A 22,736-nucleotide genomic window follows, 5' to 3' on the forward strand; every position below is an offset into this window, starting at 1 on the left:
TCCCGGGGATCCGCGGAGTCGGTGACGGCCAGGATCTCCTCTCGCTTCGAGGCGGCGATCGGTGGGGAAGAACTGCAGCGGAAGTTCACGAACGCCGTGCGGTCGCCGAACCAGGCGAAGCGCAGGTGGAACCAGTCCCGCACCCCGCGCTCGCGCAGCCGGCGGCGCTGCATCCGCGCCGCCTCGCGCTCGGTCACACCCGGCTTCAGCTGGGCCGCGACCTCTTCCCCGCACTCGTACGCGAGGGTCTGCACCTGCCTGAACTCCCGGAGCTCCGCAGCGAGTCCGCCCGTCCGTGGCGACGTCATGTCACTGGCCCACCTGTCTCCATCGACTACGGTCCGTGTTCGCAAGGTGACACTGATGAATGTGACAGTGATTGGTGGCTGCGTCAATAGGAGGGTGCGAGGCCCCTGGAAAACCGGCGGAACGAAGGCAGGGGCGGAGGCGGGCACGAAACGGCGACGTCGGTCGTTCCTCCTCATGGCGGCCACTGCCGCGCGGCTCGGGCCCGTCGGTTGTTCGACCTCAGGGTGACCCCTAGGGGGACCGGCGGCTGACGCCCCCTACGGCCCCGTACGACTCGAGAGTGAGACGCAGACAGCTCTGCGGGGTGACGACTGCGGCGACCCGCGCCCCTAATGTCTAAATCGTGACTGTGATCGCGACCGAAAGCCTGAGCAAGCGGTTCCCGAGGGTGACCGCTCTTGACCGGCTCTCCGTGGACATCGGACCCGGTGTGACGGGACTCGTCGGTGCCAATGGCGCCGGCAAGTCCACACTGATCAAGATCCTGCTGGGTCTGTCCCCCGCCTCGGAGGGGCGTGCCGAGGTGCTCGGCCTCGACGTCGCCACCAAAGGCGGCGCCATCCGCGAGCGGGTGGGGTACATGCCGGAGCACGACTGCCTGCCACCCGACGTCTCGGCCACCGAGTTCGTCGTGCACATGGCCCGCATGTCCGGCCTCCCGCCGACCGCTGCGCGCGAGCGCACCGCGGACACCCTGCGCCATGTCGGTCTGTACGAGGAGCGGTACCGCCCCATAGGCGGCTACTCCACGGGCATGAAACAGCGGGTGAAGCTCGCCCAGGCCCTGGTGCACGACCCGCAGCTGGTCTTCCTGGACGAGCCGACCAACGGCCTGGACCCGGTCGGCCGGGACGAGATGCTGGGCCTCATCCGCCGCATCCACACCGACTTCGGCATCTCGGTCCTGGTCACCTCCCATCTGCTCGGTGAGCTGGAGCGCACCTGCGACCACGTCGTCGTGGTCGACGGCGGCAAGCTTCTGCGGTCCAGCTCCACCAGGGACTTCACCCAGAGCACGGCGACCCTCGCCGTCGAAGTCACCGACAGTGACGAACATCCCGACGGCACCGGCGCGCTGCGCGAGGCCCTCCACGCGCGCGGCGTGACCGTCTCCGACGGCAGCGGCCTCCCGGGCGCCGGGCACATCCTGCTCCTCACCGCCCAGGGCGAGGAGACCTACGACCTGGTCCGCGACCTCGTCGCCGACCTGGGCCTCGGCCTGGTCCGCATGGAGCAGCGCAGGCACCACATCGCCGAGGTCTTCACGGACAACGACGAACAGACGGGCACCCGGAGCGCCCAGGACGCACGGAAGGAGGCGGTCGGCCATGGCGGTTGAGCAGCACGGTGCACAGGCATCGGCCCTCACCGGTGGACAGCCCGCACGCGCGGGCGAACAGAGCCGCATCCACAACATCGGATACCGCTCCTACGACGGCCCCCGCCTGGGCCGTGCATATGCCCGCCGTTCCCTGTACTCGCAGTCCCTGCGTGGCGCGTACGGGCTGGGCCGCTCGGCCAAGTCCAAGGTGCTGCCCATGCTGCTCTTCGCGGTGATGTGCGTACCGGCGGCCATCATGGTGGCGGTCTCGGTCGCCACCCAGGCCAACGACCTGCCCATCAAGTACACCGACTACGCGGTCATCATGCAGGCTGTCATCGGCCTCTACGTCGCCTCCCAGGCACCGCAGTCCGTCTCGCGCGACCTGCGCTTCAAGACGGTCCCGCTGTACTTCTCGCGACCGATCGAGACCGCCGACTACGTCCGCGCGAAGTTCGCGGCGCTGACCTCGGCGCTCTTCGTCCTCACCGCGGTCCCCCTGCTCGTGCTCTATGTGGGCGCGCTGCTGGCCAAGCTCGACTTCACCGACCAGACCAAGGGATTCGCGCAGGGACTGGTGTCCGTGGCACTGCTGTCGCTCCTCTTCGCCGGCATCGGCCTGGTGATCTCGGCGGTCACCCCGCGCCGCGGCTTCGGCATCGCGGCCGTCATCGCCGTGCTGACCATCTCCTACGGGGCCGTGTCCGTCGTCCAGGCCATCGCCGATGTGCAGTCCAGCACCGAAGCGGTGCCCTGGCTCGGCCTCTTCTCGCCGATCACGCTGATAGACGGTGTACAGACCGCCTTCCTGGGCGCCACCTCCGCCTTTCCCGGCGGACACGGCCCCTCCAGCGGGCAGGGAGTCGTCTATCTCCTCGTCGTCCTGGGTCTCATCGCCGGCTCCTACGGCCTGCTGATGCGCCGCTACCGAAAGGTCGGGCTGTGACCACGCTCAACATCGACCACGTCTCACGCTGGTTCGGCAACGTGGTGGCGGTCAACGACGTCACGATGACGATCGGCCCCGGCGTCACCGGCCTCCTCGGCCCGAACGGCGCCGGCAAGTCCACCCTCATCAACATGATGGGCGGCTTCCTCGCCCCCTCAACGGGCTCCGTCACGCTCGACGGCAAACCGGTGTGGCGCAACGAGCAGATCTACAAGCACATCGGCATCGTCCCCGAGCGCGAGGCGATGTACGACTTCCTCACGGGCCGCGAATTCGTCGTCGCCAACGCCGAGTTGCACGGCCTCGGGGCGAAGGCCGCCCAGCGGGCGCTCGCCACGGTGGAGATGGAGTACGCGCAGGACCGCAAGATCTCGACGTACTCCAAGGGCATGCGCCAGCGCGTGAAGATGGCGTCCGCCCTGGTCCACGAACCGTCCCTGCTCCTGCTGGACGAGCCGTTCAACGGCATGGACCCGCGCCAGCGCATGCAGCTCATGGATCTGCTGCGGCGCATGGGCGACGAGGGCCGCACGGTTCTGTTCTCGTCCCACATCCTCGAAGAGGTCGAGCAGTTGGCGGCCCACATCGAGGTGATCGTCGCCGGACGGCACGCGGCGAGCGGCGACTTCCGGCGCATCCGCCGCCTGATGACCGACCGCCCGCACCGCTACCTGGTGCGCTCCAGCGACGACCGTGCCCTGGCCGCCGCGCTGATCGCCGACCCGTCGACCGCCGGGATCGAAGTGGACCTGGCCGAGGGCGCGTTGCGCGTCCAGGCCGTCGACTTCGGCCGGTTCACGACCCTGTTGCCGAGGGTGGCCCGGGACCATGGCATCCGTCTGTTGACGGTCTCGCCGTCGGACGAGTCCCTCGAGTCCGTCTTCTCGTATCTCGTCGCGGCGTAGGAGGCCGAAGATGTACGACCCCACAGTCGCCCGGCTCACCTACCGGGCTCTGCTCGGCCGCCGTCGGGCCCTCATCCTCAGCGCGCTGCCCGCCCTGCTGATCGTGCTGTCCGTGGCCGTGCGCGTCCTGAGCGGCGCCGACGACCAAGTGGCCGCGGACCTGCTCGGCGGATTCGCCCTCGCCACGATGGTGCCGATCATCGGCGTCATCGCGGGAACGGGCGCGATCGGGCCGGAGATCGACGACGGCTCGGTGGTGTATCTGCTGGCCAAGCCGGTGAAGCGGTCGACGATCATCTGCACGAAGCTGATCGTGGCGATCGCCGTGACCATGGCGTTCTCGGCCATACCGACACTGCTCGCGGGCCTGATCCTGAACGGCAACGGACAGCAGATCGCGGTCGCCTACACGGTGGCGGCGCTGGTCGCCTCGATCGCGTACGCGGCGATGTTCCTGCTCCTCGGGACGGTCACCCGGCACGCGGTCGTCTTCGGGCTCGTCTACGCGCTCGTCTGGGAGACGCTCTTCGGGTCCCTGGTGGACGGCGCGCGCACGCTCAGCGTCCAGCAGTGGGCGCTCGCCGTCGCCCAGAAGGTCACCGACGGCGGCCTCGTGACGTCCGATGTGGGGCTGCCGACCGCGGTGGTCCTGCTGACGGTCGTCACCGCGGGTGCGACCTGGTACGCGGGGCAGAAGCTGCGGACGCTGAAGCTGGCCGGCGAGGAGTGACGGAACCCTCCGGGGCGGCCCGCCCTGGAGGACCACCCCTCTTGATCTTGACCGGGGCTTCACGCCCGTCCAAGCACACTGGGCGAGGCGAAACGACCGGGCATACACGGCCATGAAGGGCGGCCAGGAGGCGGGAGGAACGGGGATGGCAGCGGAGGTGTCGCCCGACGGCGGCGAGGCGCAGGGCAGGGTGACGGAGGGTACGGCCGAGGCCGGAGCGCACCCCAGGCCTGGCCTGGCCGCCGGGGCCGGAGTCGGGGCAGGCTCCGGGACGGGGTTGGGCGCCGGGGCCGGAGTCGGAGTGGGCTCCGGGGCCGTATCGGGTGCCGGGGGTGGACCGGCTGACGAGGCCGGAGCCGGATCCATGTCGGGGCCCGGGCCCGAGCCCGCGGCCGGTGACGGGGGCGCGGGCGGGGATGGCTGGGACGGCCTCGTCCTGGACGATGACTTCATACGGTCCGCCGAGACGGCTGAGCCGTCGGCGCGGGCGCGGATGCTCGCGGCGCGCTGGCGGCAGCAGGCACCCGATCCCCAGCCCTGGCGGTCGGACGAGCCGCCCGCCGGGTGGTTCTTCAGCAAGGCTCGACGACGCAGGTGGCGCCGCCGGTGACCGCGTCGCGCGGCGGACAGTCGTGCGGTGGATATTCGGTGGCGTGCAACTCGGCTGCCGGGCACAGTGGTTGATGTCCGGGCCGCCGGGTCGAGCCGGCGCCATGTTCTGGGAGAGGAGCCAGGCGATGCTGTCCTTCAGGCGCAGTACGTCGAGTTCCCGACAGGGCAGCGCACGGCGGGCTCCGGAGTAGTTACCCCTCCGTCGAGTCCGTCCCCCCAGCGGGGAGTTGCCCGGGGCGGCCGCTTCGAGCGCGCGAATCGCTTCGCGTGGGCCGCCCACCCGGAGGATTGGCCGAGTGGTAAGGCACCGGCTTGCTAAGCCGTGGTCGGGTTGTGCCCGCGCACGTTCGATTCGTGCATCCTCCGCCGTTTCGCTGTCGCTGTGACTTGGCCGGATTCTTGGGCTGGGGGTACGTGTACGGAGGCTCACAGGGCTGTGCTGGGCCTCGGGGGCGTTCTTGAGGGTCCCCGGCGGTGGTGTGTCGGCCGGGGAGGGGTTTCGCTCACCGGCGCCGGCAGGGCGCCGCCTGCGCCCACCCGTGCCCGCCACCCGTGCCCGCCACCCGTACCCGCCACCCGTACCCGCCCACCCCTGCCGCCCCAGCGGCACGACTGCCCGCAGATGGGGGGCGGCCAAGTGGAGAGCCACCCCGCGGCTGAGCCGCTGGTTCCGGTTCCGCCCGCTACGGCGCCTCTCGGAGTCGTCGGCTCCCACCAGATCGGTAGCCCGTGGATGAACTCCCTGTAGTGCCGGCCGACCTCCGGCCGACGTCGTTTCGCCGGGTCGCACACCGTTCGCCCGGCTTCTAGTTGAGCAAGCGGTCCAGTACCTCGGCGATGCCGTCGTCCTCGTTGGAGGAGGTCACTTCGTCGGCGATCGCCTTGAGGGCGGGGTGGGCGTTGGCCATGGCCACGCTGTGGGTGGACCAGGTGAACATGGGGATGTCGTTGGGCATGTCGCCGAAGGCGATGGTGTCGGTGCGTTTCGCGCCGAGGCGGCGGGCGGCGAGGGAGAGACCGGTGGCCTTGGTGAGGCCGAGGGGGAGCAGTTCGACGATCCCCTCGCCGGCCATGGCGACGGTGACGAAGCCGCCGGCGGCCTGACGGGCGGCTTCGGCGAGTTCGTCGGAGGTCAGGGTGGGGTGCTGTATGTAGATCTTGTTCAGCGGGGCCGCCCAGAGGTCGGACACGTCCGTGAGCGGAATGGTGGGGAGCGAGCCGTGCAGGGCGTACCCGGCGCCGACGAGTATCTCGCCCTCCAGTCCCGCGCGGCTGGCAGCCAGGCGCAGTGGGCCGGTCTCCGCCTCGATCTTGGCGAGGGCCACGGCGGCGAGCTGCCGGTCCAGGGTGACGGCGGTGAGCAGACGGTGCTCTGCGGCGTCGTAGACCTGTGCGCCCTGGCCGCAGACGGCCAGTCCCCGGTAGCCGAGATCGTCGAGGATGTGGCGGGTCCAGGGGACGGCCCGGCCGGTGACGACGATGTGGGCGGCGCCCGCCGCGGTGGCCGCGGCGAGCGCCTCACGGGTGCGCCGGGAGACCGACTCGTCGGAGCGCAGGAGCGTTCCGTCGAGGTCGGTCGCGATCAGCTTGTACGGGAAGCCCGAGGCAACCTCGGACGACTCCGACACCTTGGGTTTCCCGGAGTCGGGGGAGTCGGCGGGGTCCCCGGCGGCAGCCGCTGCGCTCACTTGGCTACCGGCTCCAGCACCTCGCGGCCGCCCAGGTACGGGCGCAGGACCTCGGGGACGCGGACGGAGCCGTCGGCCTGCTGGTGGTTCTCCAGGATCGCCACGATCGTGCGCGGGACGGCGCAGAGGGTGCCGTTGAGCGTCGCCAGCGGCTTGACCTGCTTGCCGTCACGGACGCGGATCGACAGGCGGCGCGACTGGAACTCCGTGCAGTCGGAGGTCGAGGTCAGCTCGCGGTACTTGCCCTGGGTCGGGATCCACGCCTCGCAGTCGAACTTGCGCGAGGCCGAGGAGCCGAGGTCGGCGGAGGCGACGTCGATGACCCGGAACGGCAGTTCCAGCGACGTGAGCCACTGCTTCTCCCAGTCCAGCAGGCGCTGGTGCTCGGCCTGCGAGTCCTCCGGCGCGACGTACGAGAACATCTCGACCTTGTCGAACTGGTGGACGCGGAAGATGCCGCGGGTGTCCTTGCCGTGCGAACCGGCCTCGCGGCGGAAGCAGGGGGAGAAGCCCGCGTAGCGCAGGGGGAGGCGGTCGGCGTCGAGGATCTCGTCCATGTGGTACGCCGCCAGCGCGACCTCGGAGGTGCCGACCAGGTACAGGTCGTCCTTGTCGAGGTGGTAGACGTCCTGGGCGGCCTGGCCGAGGAAGCCGGTGCCGGCCATCGACTGCGGGCGGACCAGCGCCGGGGTCAGCATCGGGGTGAATCCGGCCGCGGTGGCCTGGGCGATCGCCGCGTTGACCAGGGCGAGTTCGAGGAGGGCGCCGACGCCCGTCAGGAAGTAGAAGCGCGAGCCGGAGACCTTGGCGCCGCGCTCGGTGTCGATGGCGCCGAGGATCGTGCCGAGCTCCAGGTGGTCCTTCGGCTCGAAGCCCTCGGCCGTGAAGTCGCGGATCTCGCCGTGCGTCTCCAGCGTGACGAAGTCCTCCTCGCCGCCGACGGGGACGTCGGGGTGCACGAGGTTGCCGAGCTGGAGGAGGAGCTCCTGGGTCTCGGCGGCGGCCGCGTCGCGCTCGGCGTCGGCGACCTTAACGTCGGCCGCGAGCTGGCTCGCCTTCTTCAGCAGCTCGGCCTTCTCGTCAGCCGAGGCCTTGGGGATCAGCTTGCCGAGCGACTTCTGCTCGGCGCGGAGCTCGTCGAAGCGGACGCCGGAGGACCTGCGCCGCTCGTCGGCGGACAGGAGGGAGTCGACGAGCGCGACGTCCTCTCCACGGGCGCGCTGGGACGCGCGCACACGGTCGGGGTCCTCACGGAGCAGGCGAAGGTCAATCACCCCTCAAGGCTACCGGTGCGTGGTTCCGGCCCACGACTTGAATTCGTTGTACGCCGCTTCTATGGCGATGTGAACCAAATGTCGACGGTGGTGGCAGATGCCCGTGGGCGTCGAGGAAAGTCAACGAATTGGGGTCAGACACCCTGAAAGGGGACACGGATGTGGCGCCTGATTGACTCGACTCCCTTGTGGCATAAGGGACTTGGGGATCGGCTGTCCACAGAAATCCACAGCGCCGGAAAGTTATCCACAGGCTGTGCGAAAGATCTGTGGAAACCGGAGGAGATCGTCGGGAAGGCGGGCGTCGGCTCGATGATTCCCGACTCAAACCACCCTCATGCCCACTTTCGAGTGGATTCGCGCAGGGATGGGTCGCTCTAATGGATTGACTGGAGGAGACGCGTGGACGAAGGGTGACCTACGGGGTTGTGGACGCAGAGGGACCCACGAAGGTGATTTGTCGACTGAGTGGCGCGATGGTGTCGACTTGTCCCCAGGTCGAGAAGCCCACCTGTGGATAACTTCTGTGGACAAAGAAAATAAGCAGGTAGGACCGGCGGCAGGGCTGTCCTAGAACCGGCCGTCCTGGCAGCGCGCCACCCAGTCCGACGCGGCCACGAACTCGGTGTCGGAGGTCCCCGGCAGCGTGGGCCGGATCTTCGCCGTCGTGGCGTCCGCACGCGGGTACGAACCGAGGAAGCGCACCTGGAGGCAGACGCGCTTCAGACCCATCAGGGCCTCGGCCACCCGGCGGTCGGAGATGTGGCCCTCGGCGTCGATGGCGAAGCAGTAGTTGCCGATGCCCTCGCCGGTGGGGCGGGACTGCAGCAGCATGAGGTTGACACCGCGGACGGCGAACTCGCCGAGCAGGTCGCGCAGTCCGCCGGGGTGGTCGTCGCGCTGCCAGATGACGACGGAGGTCTTGTCGGCGCCGGTCGGGGCGGCGGGCCGGGCGGGGCGGCCGACCAGGACGAACCGCGTCTGGGCGTTCTCCGCGTCGTGGATCTCGGTCTCCAGGGCCTCCAGGCCGTACCGCGAGGCCGCGAACTCACCGGCGAAGGCGGCGTCGTAACGGCCCTCCTGGACGAGGCGGGCACCGTCCGCGTTCGAGGCGGCGGACTCCCAGACGACGTCGGACGGGAGGTTGGCCTTCATCCAGTTGCGGACCTGCGGCTGGGCTGCCGGGTGCGCGGTGACCGTCTTGATGTCCGAGAGTTTGGTGCCCGGGCGGACCAGCAGCGCGAAGGTGATCGAGAGGAGCACCTCGCGGTAGATCATCAGCGGTGCGCCGGCGACCAGCTCGTCGAGCGTGGTCGTGATGCCGCCCTCCACGGAGTTCTCGATCGGGACGAACGCGGCCTCGGCCTCGCCGTTGCGGACGGCGTCGAGGGCGGCGGGGACGGACACCATCGGGATGAGCTCGCGGGTCGCGGACTCCGGCAGGGTGCGCAGGGCGACCTCGGTGAAGGTGCCTTCGGGGCCGAGGTACACGTAGCTGGCTGGCATGGACTCACCCTAATGGGCCTGGCAGGGCCCAGGCGCACGGATCCCGCCCCACCACCCCTGAGAGAGACGTACGGCCCTGGGGGCGCCCTCACGCCTCCCCGACATCCCGACGCCCCGCGCCCCGGCACCCGGCCGGCGGCCGACGAACGAGTGGCTAGTGCCGCGTCAGCCAAGGTTCGCCCCGTCGCGACGCCCGGCACGCTCCCCCATTCTCGGCTTCGCTCGAACGGGAGGGGCCCCCACCGCCGCACCGGCCGAAAGCCCAAGTACGTCCGGTCCATCGACGAGGACTTCCGGCCGGCACGCCGAGAGCACGCACCGGACGCCGCTCCTTGACGGGCAAACCTTGGCTGACGCGGCACTAGCTCTCCAGCAGCCTCTGCCCCACGTACTCCCCCTCAGCCGCGCCCCCAGGTACCGCGAAGAGGCCGCTCGACTCGTGGCGGATGAACTTCGACAGGGCGTCGCCGCGGTCGAGTTTGCGTTGGACGGTGACGAAGCCGCGGAGGGGGTCGGCCTGCCAGCAGACGAAGAGGAGACCCGCGTCGGGGGTGCCGTCCGCGTCGATTCCGTCGTGGAAGGAGAAGGGGCGGCGGAGCATGGCCGCGCCGCCGTTCTGGTCGGGGCGGGTGATGCGGGCGTGCGCGTTGATCGGGACGAGGAGGTTGCCCTGGGAGTCGGTCTTCTCCAGGTCCATCGCGGTCGTCTCCGTCGCCTTCGTGCCCCCGCTCAGCGGCGCCCCGTCGGACTTACGGCGCCCGATGACGTCCTCCTGCTGCTTGAGCGAGAGCTGCTCCCAGTCGTCGAGGAGCATGCGGATGCGGCGTACGACGGCGTAGGAGCCGTTCGCCATCCACGCCGGGTCGCCGGAGGTGTCCGGTGAGGCGGACGCCGGCACGAAGATCCGCTCGTCGAAGTCGGACTCGGTCGGCTTCGGGTTGCGGGTGCCGTCGATCTGGCCCATCAGGTTGCGTGCCGTCATGGGGTGGGCCGTGGCGCCCGGCGAACGGTTGAAGCCGTTCATCTGCCAGCGCACCCGGGCCGCACTGCCCGCGTCCTTCTGGATCGCGCGCAGGGCGTGGAAGGCGACGAGCGCGTCGTCGGCGCCGATCTGCACCCACAGGTCGCCGTTGCTGCGTGTCTTGTCGAGATGGTCCGAGGAGAAGTCGGGCAGCGGGTCCAGGGCGTCCGGGCGCTGTTTCTCCAGACCGGTGCGGGCGAAGAAGCTGTGCCCGAAGCCGAAGGTGACCGTCAACGACGACGGTCCCGCGTCACGGGCGATGCCCGTGTCGTCCTGGGCCGCGGCCTCGCCCGCCATCAGTCGCCGGGCCGTGTCCGACCAGCGGCGCAGCAGGGCGGCCGCCTCCTTGCGCCCCGCCCCGGCGGCCAGATCGAACGCGACGAGGTGGCCACGGGCCTGGAGGGGCGTGGTGATCCCCGGCTGATGTTTCACGTGAAACATCACCTCCCCCGCGCCGAGGGAGGACAGGGGGGTCGCCTTCTCGGAGGAGGAAGCGGAGGAGGAGGCTGCCGCGTATCCGGCGGCGCCGCCTGCCGCGCCCAGTGCGAGGCCGGTCGCGCCGGCGGTGCCGAGCAGGCGGCGCCGGGTGATCGTTCCGTTCGCGGGGATCCCGGGCGGGATGTCGCTCTCTCGCCGTAGTTCCGCGTGGCCGGACGGCGACTGCGGGTCGTTCGTGGTTGCTCGCGCAGCTCCCCGCGCCCCTGGGGAGGTGGAGCCTGGCTCGACAGTGCTGTTTCCGGTGGTGTCGTTCCCCTCGGAAGGGACCGTCGTGGACTGGTCAGCCATGGTGTGTTTCAGCCGATCTTCGCGTTCTTGCTGACGGTCACCTGGTCGATGTCAGATGTCCGTACGGTGATCTCGATCTTCCAGTCGCCCGCCATGGGGATCTGTACGCCGTCCGCCGTCCAGTGGCCCGCGGTGATGCGGTCGGGGACGACGGGCAGGGGGCCGATCTTCTTCTCCTCCAGGGTGAAGGCGACCTTCACCTCGGGGACGTCGAAGGGCTTGCCGTCGGGGCTCTGGACGTAGACGTGCATCTCGTTGGCGCCCACGCGCGCGGGGTCGATCTCCAGCCGGGCCACGCCCTGGCCGTTCTTGCCGCCCGTGTCGAACGACATGTCCAGCGCCAGCGCCCCGGCCTGCTCGGCCTCCTGCGTCACGGCCGCGTTGGCCGCCTTGGCCTCCTCCACCGTGCGCCCCGGCTCGGTGGCCGTCAGGACCGTTGTGACGGCCAGGAGTACTACGGCGACGCCCGCCTCCGCCAGCACGGACCGACGCAGACCCGTACGGCCCGGGTCGGCGTTCCGTATCCGCTTCTCACGCGCGCTCGCCATCGCCGCCTGCTGCCGGGCGAGCTGGACGGCCCGCTCGGAACCGCCGGCGGCGACATGCGCGGCCGCCGGCTCCTTCTCCGGTACGGCTTCCGCTTCCACCACGGCCGGCGCCTCCGCCAACTGGGCGGTCCACCGGCGGGAGATCCACGCGATCCCGACGAGTACGGCGACCAGGCCGATCTTCACGAGGAGCAGCTGCCCGTACGACGTGCCGGTCAGCGCCGACCAGGTGCCGACCTGGCGCCACGACTGGTAGATACCGGTCGCGGTCAGGACGAGCACGCTGCCGAACGCGACCCGCGAGAACCGTCGTACGGCCGCCGTCTCGATCTGCGCGTCGACGGGCGCTCGGAACAGGGCCACGAACAGGGTCGCCAGGCCGCCCAGCCAGGTGGCGACGGCCAGCAGATGCAGGACGTCCAGGGGCATCGAGATGCCCGTCTGGATGCCGGTCGAGGCGTGCTCGGCCATCGCCCAGCTCGCGGCGAGACCGGCGGAGACCACGCCCCCGCCGATGGCGAGCCCGAAGGTGAGGTCCCGATGGTGGGAGTCGTCGTCCTCGGAGTCCTCTGCGGTGTCCTCGGAGGTGTCCTTCTTGGAGGCGCCCTTCCCAGAGGTGTCATCGGCCGCGGGCGTACGACCCCGAGGCGCCTCCGCGGCGCCACCGGCACCCTCGGCGGTCTCCCCGTCGAGGGCCTCGACCTCCTCGTCCCGCCGCGCGTACGCCCCGAAGAGCACCGCGATGAACAGCGCGGCCGCGGCGAGCAGCAGGAGCCGGGAGACCAGGGCCGCGCCCGTCTTCGTCTGGAGGACCTGGCCGAGGAGATCCAGGTCGAAGATGTCGCCGAGCTTGCCGGAGCCGGTGTAGGAGCCGCGCAGGAGCAGCATCGCGAGGGTGGCGGTGGTCAGCGCGAGCCAGCCGGAGACCACGAGCCGCTGCACGGGCCGTACCCCGGCACCCCGCTGCCAGCAGGCCAGCACGAAGGCGGCGCCGCCGACCAGCAGGATGAAACCGGCGTACGAGAGGTAGCGCGCGAACCCGTAGAGGCCGCCGACGACCCCGCCGCCGACCGCCTGTTCGGGTACGGCGACCGTCGTCTTGGAGGGCGCCCCCACGGAGAAGGTGAAGGCGCCGGAGACGGGGTGGCTGTCCGCCGAGACGACCTGGTACGTGACGGTGAACGTGCCGTCGGGCAGCCCCGAGTGCAGCTCGACGCCGTAGCTGTTGCCGCCCAGGTCGGTGACGTCGCCGGTGTCGGCCTGCTTGCCCTTGGGGTCGTACACCCGCACCGAGCCGTCGGACATCGCGACTTTCTCGGAGAACGTGAGCGACACCTGCCCCGGCGCCTCCTGGACCACCGAACCCTGCTGTGGGTCGCTGCCGGTCAGCGCGGCGTGCGCGGAGACGGGCACGGCACCGGCGAGCAGCGCTCCGAGGGTGGCGAACAACAGCAACAGCAACGGCCTCAACCGGCTCAACGGTGCTACCTCCCTCAGTGGCCGCTGGTCGGCTGGTACGTCGCCGACTTCACGGGCATCTCGACCGTGATGGCCTTGGACTTGGTGAAGTTCAACCGCAGAGACACCGTCTCGCCTTCCTTCGGCTTGCGCTTCAGGTTCTCGAACATCAGGTGGTTTCCGCCGCTCTTGAGCACGAGTTCGCCGTCGGCGGGGACCTTCAGGCCCGCGACCTCCTGCATCGACTGCCCGGTCGTCTCGTGGACGGTGACGTCCTGGGCGATGTCGCTGGTGACGGAGGTGAGCTCGTCCGCCGTACCGCCGTCGTTCTCGATGACGAGATAGCCGGCGGCCATGGAGTCCGTGACGGGCTGCGGCATGTAGGCGGCCTTCACGGACAGTTTCGCGGCGGACGAACCGGAGGAATCAGCGGAACCGGAGGAGTCGGAGGAACCGCAGCCGGTCAGGACGAGCGCGGCGGCGGCGACCAGGCCGGTGGCGGCCACCCCACGTCCGGCGAGCCGACGCCTCACGGGTTCTCGCCCTTGAGCAGCTTCGGCAGGTCCTTCTCGTAGTCCTGCACGGTCGCGTCCTCGCCGTACAGCACATAGCCCCCGTCGGTCTTCGGCGAGAACGCGATGACCTGGGTGCCGTGCTCGGAGACGGTCTTGCCGTTCTTGTCCTTGGTCGGCGGGTTGATGGAGATGCCGAGGGTGCGGGCGCCGGCCTGGATCTCGTCGAAGTCGCCGGTCAGGCCGACGATCTCGGAGTCGATGCCCTTGAGCCACTTGCCGAGCTCCGCCGGGGTGTCCCGTTCGGGGTCGGTGGTGACGAAGACGAGCCGGAGGTTCGCCAGCTCCGACTTCGACAGCTTCTTCGACACCTCCTTCTTCGCGACCGCGAGGTTGTTCATGGTCAGCGGGCAGATGTCGGGGCAGTTGGTGTAGCCGAAGTAGATCAGCGTCGGCTTGCCCTCGGTCTCCTTGCGGAGGTCGTACGACGTGCCGTTGGTGTCGGTGAGGACCAGGTCCGGCTTGGTGAACGGCTGGTCGAGGACCGTGGCCGCCTTGCGCGGGCCGGTGTCGGAGACCTCGGCGACCGACGTCGTGGAGTCGTCGCCCGTGCCGCAGCCGGAGAGGGTGAGGACGGCCGCGACGAGCAGGGCGCCGGCCGCGAACGTCTTCTTCTTCGTGTTCGTGCGCATAGAAAAATGTCCCAGATGTTCGAGCCCCGGCGCGCACGGGGGCGTACGACGTCCGCGTGCGCGCCGAGGGAAGGAGGAAGAAGGCCGGAGGGCCCGAGCCTCAGGCGTTCGTGCGCCGACGGCCGGCCAGGACGCCGTACGCCACACCCGCGGCGCCGACGACGATGCCGACGATGCCGAGCACACGGGCGGTGGTGTCGCTGGTGTCGGCGGGCGCGGCGGTCTCGTTCGACGCGGCCTCGGCGTCCGCGGCGTCCTCCGACGTGTCCGAGGCGGTGGAGGAGTCGGAAGAGCCGGCCGAGCCGTGGTGGTCCTCGGTCGCGGCGGACAGCGCGAGCACCGGCGCCGGGTTCTCGGGCTCCTCCTGGCCCTCCTGCGGGACCTCGATCCAGCGGGCGACGTCCTTGTTGGAGTACGTCTGGACGGCCTTGAAGACCAGTTCGTCGGTGTCCTCGGGGAGCTGGCCGATGGAGACCGGGAACTTCTGGAAGAAGCCCTTCCCGATGCCGTCGCCGGTGGCGGTCCAGGTGATCTTGGAGACGGCCTCGTCGATCTGCTCGCCGTGCAGTTCGACCGGCTTGTCGAGCTTGGCGCTGGTGACCTCGATCTTCCAGCCGGGAATGGCCTCCGGCTGGGCCGAGGCGAGCGGGTGGTCGGTCGGGAAGTTCACTTCCAGCTTGGTGGTCGTGGCGTTGTCGCGCTCGTTGGGGACCTTGAAGTTGACGGTCGCGTAGCCGCCCTTGGCCGCCGTGCCCTCCGCCGCGACGCTGACGTGTGCGAACGCGGGGCCGGACAGGATGAGGACGGCCGAACCGGCGAGGGCGCCGACGGCGGCGATACGAGAAGTCTTCATGACTGGTGACACTCCACAGTGAATGAGGGAGAAGCGAGGGAGAGGAGCGGCGCGCGCCGAGAGCCGGGAGCGGAACCGGTGCGCGCGTGCCGACGCCGTACGACGGCGTCCCCCCAGGTGCTGTGTGGAGTGAGTGCGCGTCGTGTCAGGCGGCGAGGGCGAAGGTGGGCGCGGCGGTCGGCGGGCCGCGCCGGACGACCGTGTGCTGGAGGGCGGTCGTCCGCAGGGCCGCCGGTGCCGCGTACGTGGCGGCGCGTGGGGCGCGCGACAGGGCTTCCGGCGCACCCGGGAGCCCGGATCGCAGGGCCCGCGCCAGCGCGAGTGCCCCGCGCAGGGACCGTACGAGCGGTTCCTGGGCCGACAGCCGGACGAGGCGGAGCAGCGCCAGGTCGCCGTGGCGGAGCACCCATCCGGCGGCGACGGCCGCGAGCACATGGCCGAGCAGCATGGGCAGCGACGGCAGGACGGCGGCGGAGGAGCCCGCCGCGGTCGTCATGGCGTCCGCCGGGTCGTGCACGGCGTGCGTGCCGCCGACCCCGGCGTCGATGAGGATCCGCCGGGCCTCGGTAGGGCTCAGGGCCGCCGCGGTCGTGCCGCACACGAACCGGGCGGCGCGCTCGACGAGCTGCGCGTCCAGGGTCTCGGCGGTCCTTGACGCGGCCGCCGTCCCCGTGCCGTGCTGGCCCAGCCCGAACAAGGTGTGCAGCACGGTCTGGCCCACCGCCAGCATTCCCGCGATCCCCGCCAGCGAGCGTTCCCGTCCGGCCAGCGCGGCCGCGACGGCGAAGACGCCGGCGAATCCGACGCCCAGGCTCCACAGCGGGATCGTCGCGCACGAGGCGAGCGCGTGCCCGGCTCCGGCCAGCACGACGCAGACCGCGGCGAACACCGCGGCCCGCAGAAGCCGGAGATCACCTCCGGCGCGTGATCGGCGCGGGGTGCCTTGCCGGTGGGGGTGGGGGGCAGTCATGGCGGGCTCATCATCGCATCGGGGTGCTCCGCTGGGGTTGCCGGGTCATGACGGGAGGTACGGGGGGAACTGAGCCGGTGTTCAGGTGTGGGGGTTTGTGCGCGGTAGGGGGTGGGGTGTGCGGTGGGTGTGGCTTGTCGCGCAGTTCCCTGCGCACCAAGAGCGTGGGTCCCGGCGGTCCTAAGTGCGCGGAGTTCCCTGCGCCCCCAAGGACGCGCCTTCCCTGCGCCCCCAAGGACGCGCCTTCCCTGCGCCCCCAAGGACGCGCCTTCCCCGCGTCCCCACAGGACGCACAATTCCCCGCGCCCCAAAAACCCGCGTCGTCCGTGTCTCGTCAGGACGTGCCGTCGCCGCGTCCCTGAAGGTGGGTCGGAGGGTCGAAAGTGACGGGTGATTCGGAAGGGTTCGGTCCGCATACACCGATTGTGAGGTGGGCGCATCCGCCGTATGGGCGGAGAGACGGGTTCCGGGCGATTGCGCGGGGGCGTTGGCGGCAATACGTAACGGTATGTCGAGCCGCGGCCAGGAGGCTGGAGCATGAGCATCTGGTGGTCACTCCATTTGCGGCGTGAGGCTGCGAGCGTGCCGCTCGCCCGGCGGCTGCTGATGGGCACGATGGAGACGGCGGGCGTCGACCCGGACGTCTCCTACGACCTCTCCGTCGCCCTCAGCGAGGCCTGTGCCAACGCCGTCGAGCACGGGGGCGCGGTCGCTGCGGGCGGTACGTCCGAGGCGTACCGGGTCACCGCCTACCTCGACGGCGAGAAATGCCGTATCGAGGTCGCCGACTCCGGACCCGGGTTCCCCCACCGCCACCCGGTCCGCCCGGCCCACACCGACGACGAGAACGGCCGGGGCCTCGGCCTCATCCGTGAACTCGCCGACCACGTCCACATCGGCAACAAGCCGGGCCGCGGCGGCGCGGTGGTCAGCTTCGACAAGATCCTCAAGTGGCGCGAGGGCGCGCCGTTGGTGGCGGTGTAGCCCGCCCGCTCCGGCACGACGGCCGTGCCCGCGCTCTCTCTGGCCACGCCCCTCCGCCCGCCCCGGCGCGGCGACGGCCCCGCCCCACCCCGGCACACGCCCGCACCCGGCCCCACACCCCGCGGCGCGCGACGGCCCCTTCTCCGCCCCGGCACGCGACCGCACCCGCCCCACACACCCCCCCGGCACCCACCCCACCCCGCCGCCCCCTCCACGCCCCTCAGATCTGATGCGGCTCCAAGTCCCGCCCCACCCGCTGCCAGGAGCGGACCAGCGCTGTGACCTGGTGGGTGGTGCCCAGGAGTTGGGAGAGCCGGGTCACCATCTTCTTGTGGAGCCGGTCAGCCTCCTCCGTGCGGCCGGTGTCCCGGAGGGTGATCGCGAGGTTGGCCGTGCCGACCAGCACATCGGGGTGGTCGGGGCCGAAACGCTCGCGGAGCCCCTCCACGGCCTGGCGTTCCCCGTGCTCGGCGCGCTCGTGCAGGCCCAGGTCCCCGTAGGCGTTGGCCAGGTTGAGGGCGGCGGACAGGACGGCCGGATGGTCGTCGCCGAGGGTCGCCGCCAGGCCGTCGTGGGCGTGGCGGCTCAGCTCCTGCGCCTTCTCCGCGTTCCCCAGGACCCGGTGGTACATGGCGAGGTTGTTGAAGCAGTACATGGTGAACGGATGCTCGGCGCCGAACGAGTCCCGATACCCGTCCAGCACCTCTTCGACCTGCCGTACCGCCCGCGCGGGACCGTCCTCGGGGTCCGTGACGAAGTAGTCCGCGGCGAGGTTGAGCCCGCAGGCCAGGACCTCGGGGATGGTGCTGCCGTAGCGGTCGTGATAGCGGGCGTACGTCTTCCAGGTCTCCTCCGTGATCCGCAGTGCCTCGGCGATACGGCCCGCCTTGCGCAGCGAGACGGCGAGGCTCTTGTCGGCCTGCAGCACCTCCGGCACACCCGGGTTGAACACCTGCTCGAACCCTTCACGCACCTCGCGCAGCAGCTCGGCGGAGGTCCGGTAGTCGCCGAGGTCGCGCAGGTCGCGTGCGTGGTGACCCTTGGTGGCGAGGGTGTAGGGATGCGTCGGGCCCAGCAGGGCGGTACGGCGGCGGACCGTGTCCTCGGTGAGGCGGCGGGCGGTCTCGCTGTCGCCGCCCAGCCGGAAGTCGATGGCCAGGTTGTTGGCGGCGGACAGCGTGCGCCCGTGGTCCTCGCCGAAGATCTCCTTGAAGCCAAGATGGATCCGCAGGTCCAGTTCCAGGGCCTCCTTGTAGCGGCCCAGCGCCCTGTAGTCGGCGGCGAGGCTGCCCGAGGCGATGAGGATGCTCGGGTGCCCCTCTCCGAAGAGCCGTCGTCGGCCGTCCAGGGTGCTTTCGTCCATGGCCCTCGCGGCCTGGTACTCACCCTGGGCGCGCAGCACGTTGGCCAACTGGAAGCGGAGGTTGAGAATCTGCTCGTCGTCCGCCTCCGCGAACTCGGTCCATTTTTCGTCGAGTTGGGTGGCCAGGGTCCGCGCGGCGTGCAGTTCGCCACGCCTGCCCAGGTAGCGGACGCGGTCGACCATCAGCTGGCGCGGCCCCTCCTCCGCGCACTCGCGGATCTTCGAGGGCGTCAGATGCGGCCAGATCACCTCGAACCCGAGCCACTGTGCGGGATCGTCCACGGCACCCTCGCGCGGCCGGGCGGCGGCGAGAATGCGGTGCACCTCGTGCATGGTCTGCATGTACCGCTGGTCGTCCAGGCTGTCCCGTACCGCCGCCTGGACCAGGCGGTGCACCTGGATCGAGTTGTCGGCCGAGTCGACCTTGGCGAGGGCGAAGCGGTTCAGGGCCTGGGTGACGCGGCCGAGCATGTAGCGGGCGCGCAGGTCCCGGTCGTACGGGAGCAGGGCGTCGATCATCGCGTCGCTGCTGATCAGGGACATCGAGATGGGCTCGGCCGAGAAGAAGGCGCACAGTTCGAGCAGCCGGGCCGCCGCCGGGGACTCCTCGCGCAGCCGGGTGATGGAGATGTTCCAGGTGACGCCGACGGAGGACGGGTACTCGACGGCGTCCACGGCCTCCTGCACGGACAGCACCCGGGTGGACTGCTCCCGCAGCTGCTCGATGTACTCGTGCACCGGGGTGGCCGTCGCCTCCAGCCAGGCCGCCGCGACCTCCACGGCGAGCGGCAGGTCGCCCAGCGCGTCGGCGACCCGGTCCGCGTCGGCCTCGCGCAGCCCGGGCACCCGGCGGCACAGATGCTCCACGCTCTCCTCGCGGGTGAAGACCTCCATCTCCAGCGACTGGACCAGGGTCGAGCCGGGCCGGGCGCGGGTGGTGACCAGGATGTGGCCGTAGACGTGGTCCTGCGGGGCCCCGGTCTGATCCGGGAACAGGTGCGGCGCCCGGTCCAGGTCCGGGACGTTGTCGAAGATCAGCAGCCAGCGCGCGCACGGATTCCCCTGCCGGAGGGCGGTCATGGCCGCCTCGGCCGCCTCGGAGACGTCGTCGCCGACGGGCAGGCCCAGTTCCCGGGCGAGCGCTGCCACCTTCGGCGGGACCAGGTCCGGCTGTTCGGCGTCGATCCACCACACCAGGTCGTAGTCCGCCTTGAACCGATGGGCGTACTCGCGGGCCAGCTGGGACTTGCCCACCCCGCCCAGGCCGTGCAGCACCTGCGGCAGCCGCTGCCCGGAGCGGTCGCTGACCAGGCGCTCGCGCAGCCGGTCCAGGATCGGGGAGCGGCCGGTGAACCACGGGTAGCGGGGCTGGACGTTGGAGATCCGCGTCCCGGTGTTGGGGAAGCGCGCGGCGCCGCCGGGCGGTGCGGGCAGGACGTCCGGGTGGTCGAGGCCGGTGAGCAGCGTGGTGTACGCCCGCTCCTCGTCCAGCCGGCTGAGGTCGAGCGCGCCCCGGCCGGACTGCGGCAGGCTGAGCCGGACGTCGTCGACGCGCACCGCCACCGGCCGGTTCCGCGGCCCCCGCCCCCGGACGCGTACGGCGTCGTCCCAGGCCCGGCGCGCACGGCGGGAGTTGAGGAAGGCGTGGGAGACCACGGCGAGCAGCCGTTCCGAGCCGTCGGACGTGTCCTCGCCGTCGGCCCCGTCCCGGTCGTCGTCCCGAGGCAGCGCGTCGGCGTCCTGAGGCAGCGCCCGGACGTCCATGGGCGCCACCTCGAACCCGGCGTCCCGCAGCACCGACTCCAGCCAGTCCACCCACATCCGGTCCTCGGAGACGTAGTACAGGACCAGCCGGGAGACCGGCAGCGGCCGCCGCCGGGTGTAGGCGGCCTTGTACCGGGCCCGCTTCTCCTCGCCGATCAGGGGCAGCCCGGTGACCCGGCCCTCGGTGACGACGGAGGTGACCCGTTCGCAGGCGCTCAGCATCGAGTTGGCCGTCTTCGGCGGGTCGCCGAAGGCCGCCAGGATCTCCTCGTAGGCGTAGTACGGCTGGTAGAGGATCTCCATCGACGACCAGTAGTCGGTGAGCCGCTCGCCGTCCAGGCCGGCCGGCAGCCCGGCGAAGCGCTCCCGGGCCAGCGCGCGCCCCGCGTCGAGCTTGTCCTTCTCGCCGAGGTCGATGCGCATGGCCAGCGGCAGGATGCGAATGCCCTTGTGGCCGAACCGCTCCCGGATGTCCTGGGCGACGGCGGCGGCGCCCTCGATGCTCTGGCCGCTGAGGGTGTAGCAGACGACCAGCGTGTTGGGCATCTGCACGGTGCAGATGTCCGCGAGGTCGCTGAGGCCGGTGCGGCTGTCGATCAGGGTGTAGTCGTAGTGGCGTCGCATGTCGGAGCGCATCGCGTCGAAGAACTGGCCGCCGCCGTAACTGGCGTAGAAGAGCTCCCAGTCCAGGTTGCCGACCAGCGGGTAGTCGTCGTGGCGCCGCCCGGCGGACAGGAAGTCCAGGCTGCCGCCCTCGGGGAACGCCCAGTCGAGGGTGAGCGCGTGGGGCCGGACCCGGGCGTGCCTGCGGTGCCAGTCGGGGGCGCGGTCGGGCAGGTCGAGCAGGGCCTGCCGCCGGTAGTCGTCGATGATGTTGATCAGCCCGGGTGTGGCCCGGAGCATGGCGGGGTTCAGGAACGGGTGGAAGAACTTGTGCAGGCCCGGCGCCTCCAGGTCCCAGTCGACGACCAGGACGCGGTGTCCGTTCGCGGCCAGGATCCATGCCACGTTGGCGAGCGTCATGGTCCGCCCGGTGCCGCCCTTGTACGAGTAGAACGTGATCACCGTGCCGTTGCGGTTCTCCGTCATGCGCCTGCCGTCCTCCGCCCGTCCGACCTGCCCTTGCCGTACGCCCGTTCCCCACCTGCGCCCGTACGCCCGTACGTCCCGGTGACACCGGGCCTAGCCGCTCAGATCCGCCGGGCCCCTCAGCCGTGGAGGTCCGGTGCGGGGTCCCAACGGCGGAAAGGTCCGCGCGTGTGCCTCGTAGGAGGCGACGGCCTGCTTCACGGCCGTCTGCAGTTCGTTCCCGAAGGCGTCCAGGGTGCGGATGCCGCCGTTGAGGGTCCGGTGCCCGCTGCCCTCCGTCGTCCGCGTGGCCAGGGCCTTCTCCGTGAGCGCGGTCAGTCTCTTGTCCCGCGCCGACCCGGCGTCGTCGTCGCACCTGGGGATCATCACGCTGATCCACGGCCGCTGTTCCTCGCACAGCCGTTCCATCAGCTCCCGGCCCCGGGCGGAGCCCAGTGCCCACCGGTCGAGCAGCAGCAGTCCGGGCGCCCGGGGCGGTCCCGGGCCGAGCAGACGGTCGGCGTCCTTCTCGAAGTCCCCGATGTTCACCTTGTAGTCCATGGTGCGCACCAGGTCGGCCGCGTGTTCGCCGAGCGGCCGGGCCGACGCCGGGTGGTACGGGTTCCAGTCGCGCGGCAGTGGACCGTAGCAGTCGGGCGCGCGGCCCGGCGGCAGATCGGCGCGGGTGCAGGCCAGGACCGAGATGTCGAACTCCGGGGGATGGCCCAGGGCCCCGAACGCGCTGGGCAGCGACTCGTACTCGTCGTACACCTGCCCCTCGTCCAGCTCGGTCGTCTTGGCCACCTGCACGATCTGCTTGGCCAGCCGGTACAGGGCCCGCTCGTACTCGTCGCGGAGGTAGCGGAGTTTGGTCAGCCCGTAGAAGCCCTCCTCCGCGTAGTCCTGGCCGAAGGACACGTGGTTGAACTGGAGGTCCCTGGCCGCGTGCGGCAGCTGGGCGAGTTCCACGGGCACCCATAACGCGGGGATGATCGCGTGCCCCCGGGCCTCACCGCCGCGCGCCCGGTGGCTGATCTGCCGCTGGGTGAAGGCCCACCACTCCCGGCCGCACTGCTCGCTGCGGAAGTAGCGCGGCGAGTACAGCGGCACGAACACCTTGCAGCGCGCGAGGTTCTCCGACAGCTCGTCCGTCCAGCGGGTGCCGACCGCCATGCCCTGGTCCAGGAAGCCGGCCTTCGCGCCCCGCGGCAGATCGGTCATCTGCATGATGTGGGCGCACAGCCCGTCGTACAGCTTTTTCACCCAGACGTCCGGATCGAGGTCACCGGCGTCATTTCGCGGCGTGTGCGCATAACTGAGGAAGAAATAAGGGCTTCCGCCGCCCCTGGCCGCATCTCCTCGCACCCGTGCCCCCCGATGCCCGGTGACTTTCCTCAGTGTAGGAAGAGCGCGGCGGCCCGTG

Annotated in this window: 17 protein-coding genes, 1 tRNA gene and 1 pseudogene; 7 read left to right on the top strand and 12 right to left on the bottom strand. The window is 70.8% G+C overall.

Going from position 1 to position 22,736, the window contains the following annotated elements; genetic code table 11:
• Positions 1–45: 45 nt before the first annotated feature.
• Positions 46–308 (bottom strand): annotated as a pseudogene (locus JIX56_RS23770) (M24 family metallopeptidase); the annotation flags it as partial.
• 350 nt (positions 309–658) lie between these two features.
• Between JIX56_RS23770 and JIX56_RS23775 the strand changes: the two are divergent.
• The 6 genes from JIX56_RS23775 (at position 659) to JIX56_RS23800 (ending at position 5,192) form a co-directional block, all read left to right on the top strand.
• A complete protein-coding gene (locus JIX56_RS23775) occupies positions 659–1,648 on the top strand; it encodes an ABC transporter ATP-binding protein (protein ID WP_257551065.1) in 990 nt (329 codons plus the stop codon).
• A complete protein-coding gene (locus JIX56_RS23780) occupies positions 1,638–2,576 on the top strand; it encodes an ABC transporter permease (protein WP_257543358.1) in 939 nt (312 codons plus the stop codon). Before JIX56_RS23775 ends, JIX56_RS23780 begins: the two co-directional genes overlap by 11 nt.
• The gene (locus tag JIX56_RS23785) at positions 2,573–3,484 is read left to right on the top strand and encodes an ABC transporter ATP-binding protein (RefSeq protein WP_257543360.1); all 912 of its coding nucleotides are present in this window, start codon (positions 2,573–2,575) and stop codon (positions 3,482–3,484) included. The genes JIX56_RS23780 and JIX56_RS23785 overlap by 4 nt, the downstream gene beginning before the upstream one ends.
• A gap of 10 nt (positions 3,485–3,494) precedes the next feature.
• Positions 3,495–4,214 (top strand): ABC transporter permease, encoded by a 720-nt coding sequence (locus JIX56_RS23790; protein ID WP_257543362.1) that lies wholly within the window; start codon positions 3,495–3,497, stop codon positions 4,212–4,214.
• Between the two features lie 145 nt (positions 4,215–4,359).
• Complete coding sequence (locus JIX56_RS48080) at positions 4,360–4,824, top strand: SGM_3592 family protein (RefSeq protein WP_443031870.1); 465 nt, start codon at positions 4,360–4,362, stop codon at positions 4,822–4,824.
• A gap of 284 nt (positions 4,825–5,108) precedes the next feature.
• A tRNA-Ser gene (locus JIX56_RS23800) sits at positions 5,109–5,192 on the top strand.
• A 440-nt stretch (positions 5,193–5,632) separates the two neighbouring features.
• On the opposite strand, the gene JIX56_RS23805 is transcribed toward JIX56_RS23800, so the two are convergent.
• From JIX56_RS23805 to JIX56_RS23845, 9 genes are all read right to left on the bottom strand, one after another.
• A complete protein-coding gene (locus JIX56_RS23805) occupies positions 5,633–6,454 on the bottom strand; it encodes an HAD family hydrolase (RefSeq protein WP_257551068.1) in 822 nt (273 codons plus the stop codon).
• A gap of 56 nt (positions 6,455–6,510) precedes the next feature.
• Positions 6,511–7,788, bottom strand: a complete 1,278-nt coding sequence (serS, locus tag JIX56_RS23810) for a serine--tRNA ligase (protein ID WP_257543364.1) — start codon at positions 7,786–7,788, stop codon at positions 6,511–6,513.
• A 570-nt stretch (positions 7,789–8,358) separates the two neighbouring features.
• Positions 8,359–9,294 carry a prephenate dehydratase gene (pheA, locus tag JIX56_RS23815; protein WP_257543366.1) on the bottom strand — a complete coding sequence of 312 codons (936 nt, stop codon included), beginning with the start codon at positions 9,292–9,294 and terminating at the stop codon, positions 8,359–8,361.
• 361 nt (positions 9,295–9,655) lie between these two features.
• Positions 9,656–11,101: an iron uptake transporter deferrochelatase/peroxidase subunit gene (efeB, locus tag JIX56_RS23820; protein ID WP_257543368.1), complete on the bottom strand. Its 1,446-nt coding sequence runs from the start codon at positions 11,099–11,101 to the stop codon at positions 9,656–9,658.
• Positions 11,102–11,109: 8 nt separating this feature from the next.
• A complete protein-coding gene (locus JIX56_RS23825; protein WP_257543370.1) occupies positions 11,110–13,128 on the bottom strand; it encodes a copper resistance CopC/CopD family protein in 2,019 nt (672 codons plus the stop codon).
• A gap of 14 nt (positions 13,129–13,142) precedes the next feature.
• Positions 13,143–13,640 (bottom strand): copper chaperone PCu(A)C, encoded by a 498-nt coding sequence (locus JIX56_RS23830; RefSeq protein ID WP_257543371.1) that lies wholly within the window; start codon positions 13,638–13,640, stop codon positions 13,143–13,145.
• Positions 13,637–14,311: an SCO family protein gene (locus tag JIX56_RS23835; RefSeq protein ID WP_257543372.1), complete on the bottom strand. Its 675-nt coding sequence runs from the start codon at positions 14,309–14,311 to the stop codon at positions 13,637–13,639. Before JIX56_RS23835 ends, JIX56_RS23830 begins: the two co-directional genes overlap by 4 nt.
• 100 nt (positions 14,312–14,411) lie before the next feature.
• A complete protein-coding gene (locus JIX56_RS23840) occupies positions 14,412–15,164 on the bottom strand; it encodes a YcnI family copper-binding membrane protein (RefSeq protein WP_257543374.1) in 753 nt (250 codons plus the stop codon).
• Positions 15,165–15,309: 145 nt separating this feature from the next.
• Positions 15,310–16,134, bottom strand: coding sequence for a hypothetical protein (locus JIX56_RS23845; RefSeq protein ID WP_257543376.1), 825 nt, complete (start codon positions 16,132–16,134; stop codon positions 15,310–15,312).
• 537 nt (positions 16,135–16,671) lie between these two features.
• On the opposite strand from JIX56_RS23845, the gene JIX56_RS23850 reads away from it, so the two are divergent.
• Positions 16,672–17,118 carry an ATP-binding protein gene (locus tag JIX56_RS23850; protein WP_257543378.1) on the top strand — a complete coding sequence of 149 codons (447 nt, stop codon included), beginning with the start codon at positions 16,672–16,674 and terminating at the stop codon, positions 17,116–17,118.
• A 220-nt stretch (positions 17,119–17,338) separates the two neighbouring features.
• Here the strand turns inward: JIX56_RS23850 and fxsT are convergent, their stop codons facing one another.
• Together fxsT and JIX56_RS23860 are read right to left on the bottom strand one after the other, a co-directional pair.
• Complete coding sequence (gene fxsT / locus JIX56_RS23855; protein ID WP_257543379.1) at positions 17,339–21,334, bottom strand: FxSxx-COOH system tetratricopeptide repeat protein; 3,996 nt, start codon at positions 21,332–21,334, stop codon at positions 17,339–17,341.
• Between the two features lie 93 nt (positions 21,335–21,427).
• Entirely contained in the window at positions 21,428–22,678 is a 1,251-nt protein-coding gene (locus JIX56_RS23860) for a TIR-like protein FxsC (RefSeq protein WP_257543381.1), read from the bottom strand.
• Positions 22,679–22,736 lie beyond the last annotated feature (58 nt).

The sequence above is a fragment of the Streptomyces sp. CA-210063 genome (assembly GCF_024612015.1).
GTDB lineage: Bacteria > Actinomycetota > Actinomycetes > Streptomycetales > Streptomycetaceae > Streptomyces.

Coding starts and splice junctions, on each gene's coding strand:
- fxsT (WP_257543379.1), bottom strand. CDS start 21,334: ATGACGGAGAACCGCAACGGCACGGTGATCACGTTCTACTCGTACAAG.
- JIX56_RS23845 (WP_257543376.1), bottom strand. CDS start 16,134: ATGACTGCCCCCCACCCCCACCGGCAAGGCACCCCGCGCCGATCACGC.
- JIX56_RS23835 (WP_257543372.1), bottom strand. CDS start 14,311: ATGCGCACGAACACGAAGAAGAAGACGTTCGCGGCCGGCGCCCTGCTC.
- efeB (WP_257543368.1), bottom strand. CDS start 11,101: ATGGCTGACCAGTCCACGACGGTCCCTTCCGAGGGGAACGACACCACC.
- JIX56_RS23850 (WP_257543378.1), top strand. CDS start 16,672: ATGAGCATCTGGTGGTCACTCCATTTGCGGCGTGAGGCTGCGAGCGTG.
- JIX56_RS23790 (WP_257543362.1), top strand. CDS start 3,495: ATGTACGACCCCACAGTCGCCCGGCTCACCTACCGGGCTCTGCTCGGC.
- JIX56_RS23840 (WP_257543374.1), bottom strand. CDS start 15,164: ATGAAGACTTCTCGTATCGCCGCCGTCGGCGCCCTCGCCGGTTCGGCC.
- JIX56_RS48080 (WP_443031870.1), top strand. CDS start 4,360: ATGGCAGCGGAGGTGTCGCCCGACGGCGGCGAGGCGCAGGGCAGGGTG.
- pheA (WP_257543366.1), bottom strand. CDS start 9,294: ATGCCAGCCAGCTACGTGTACCTCGGCCCCGAAGGCACCTTCACCGAG.
- JIX56_RS23780 (WP_257543358.1), top strand. CDS start 1,638: ATGGCGGTTGAGCAGCACGGTGCACAGGCATCGGCCCTCACCGGTGGA.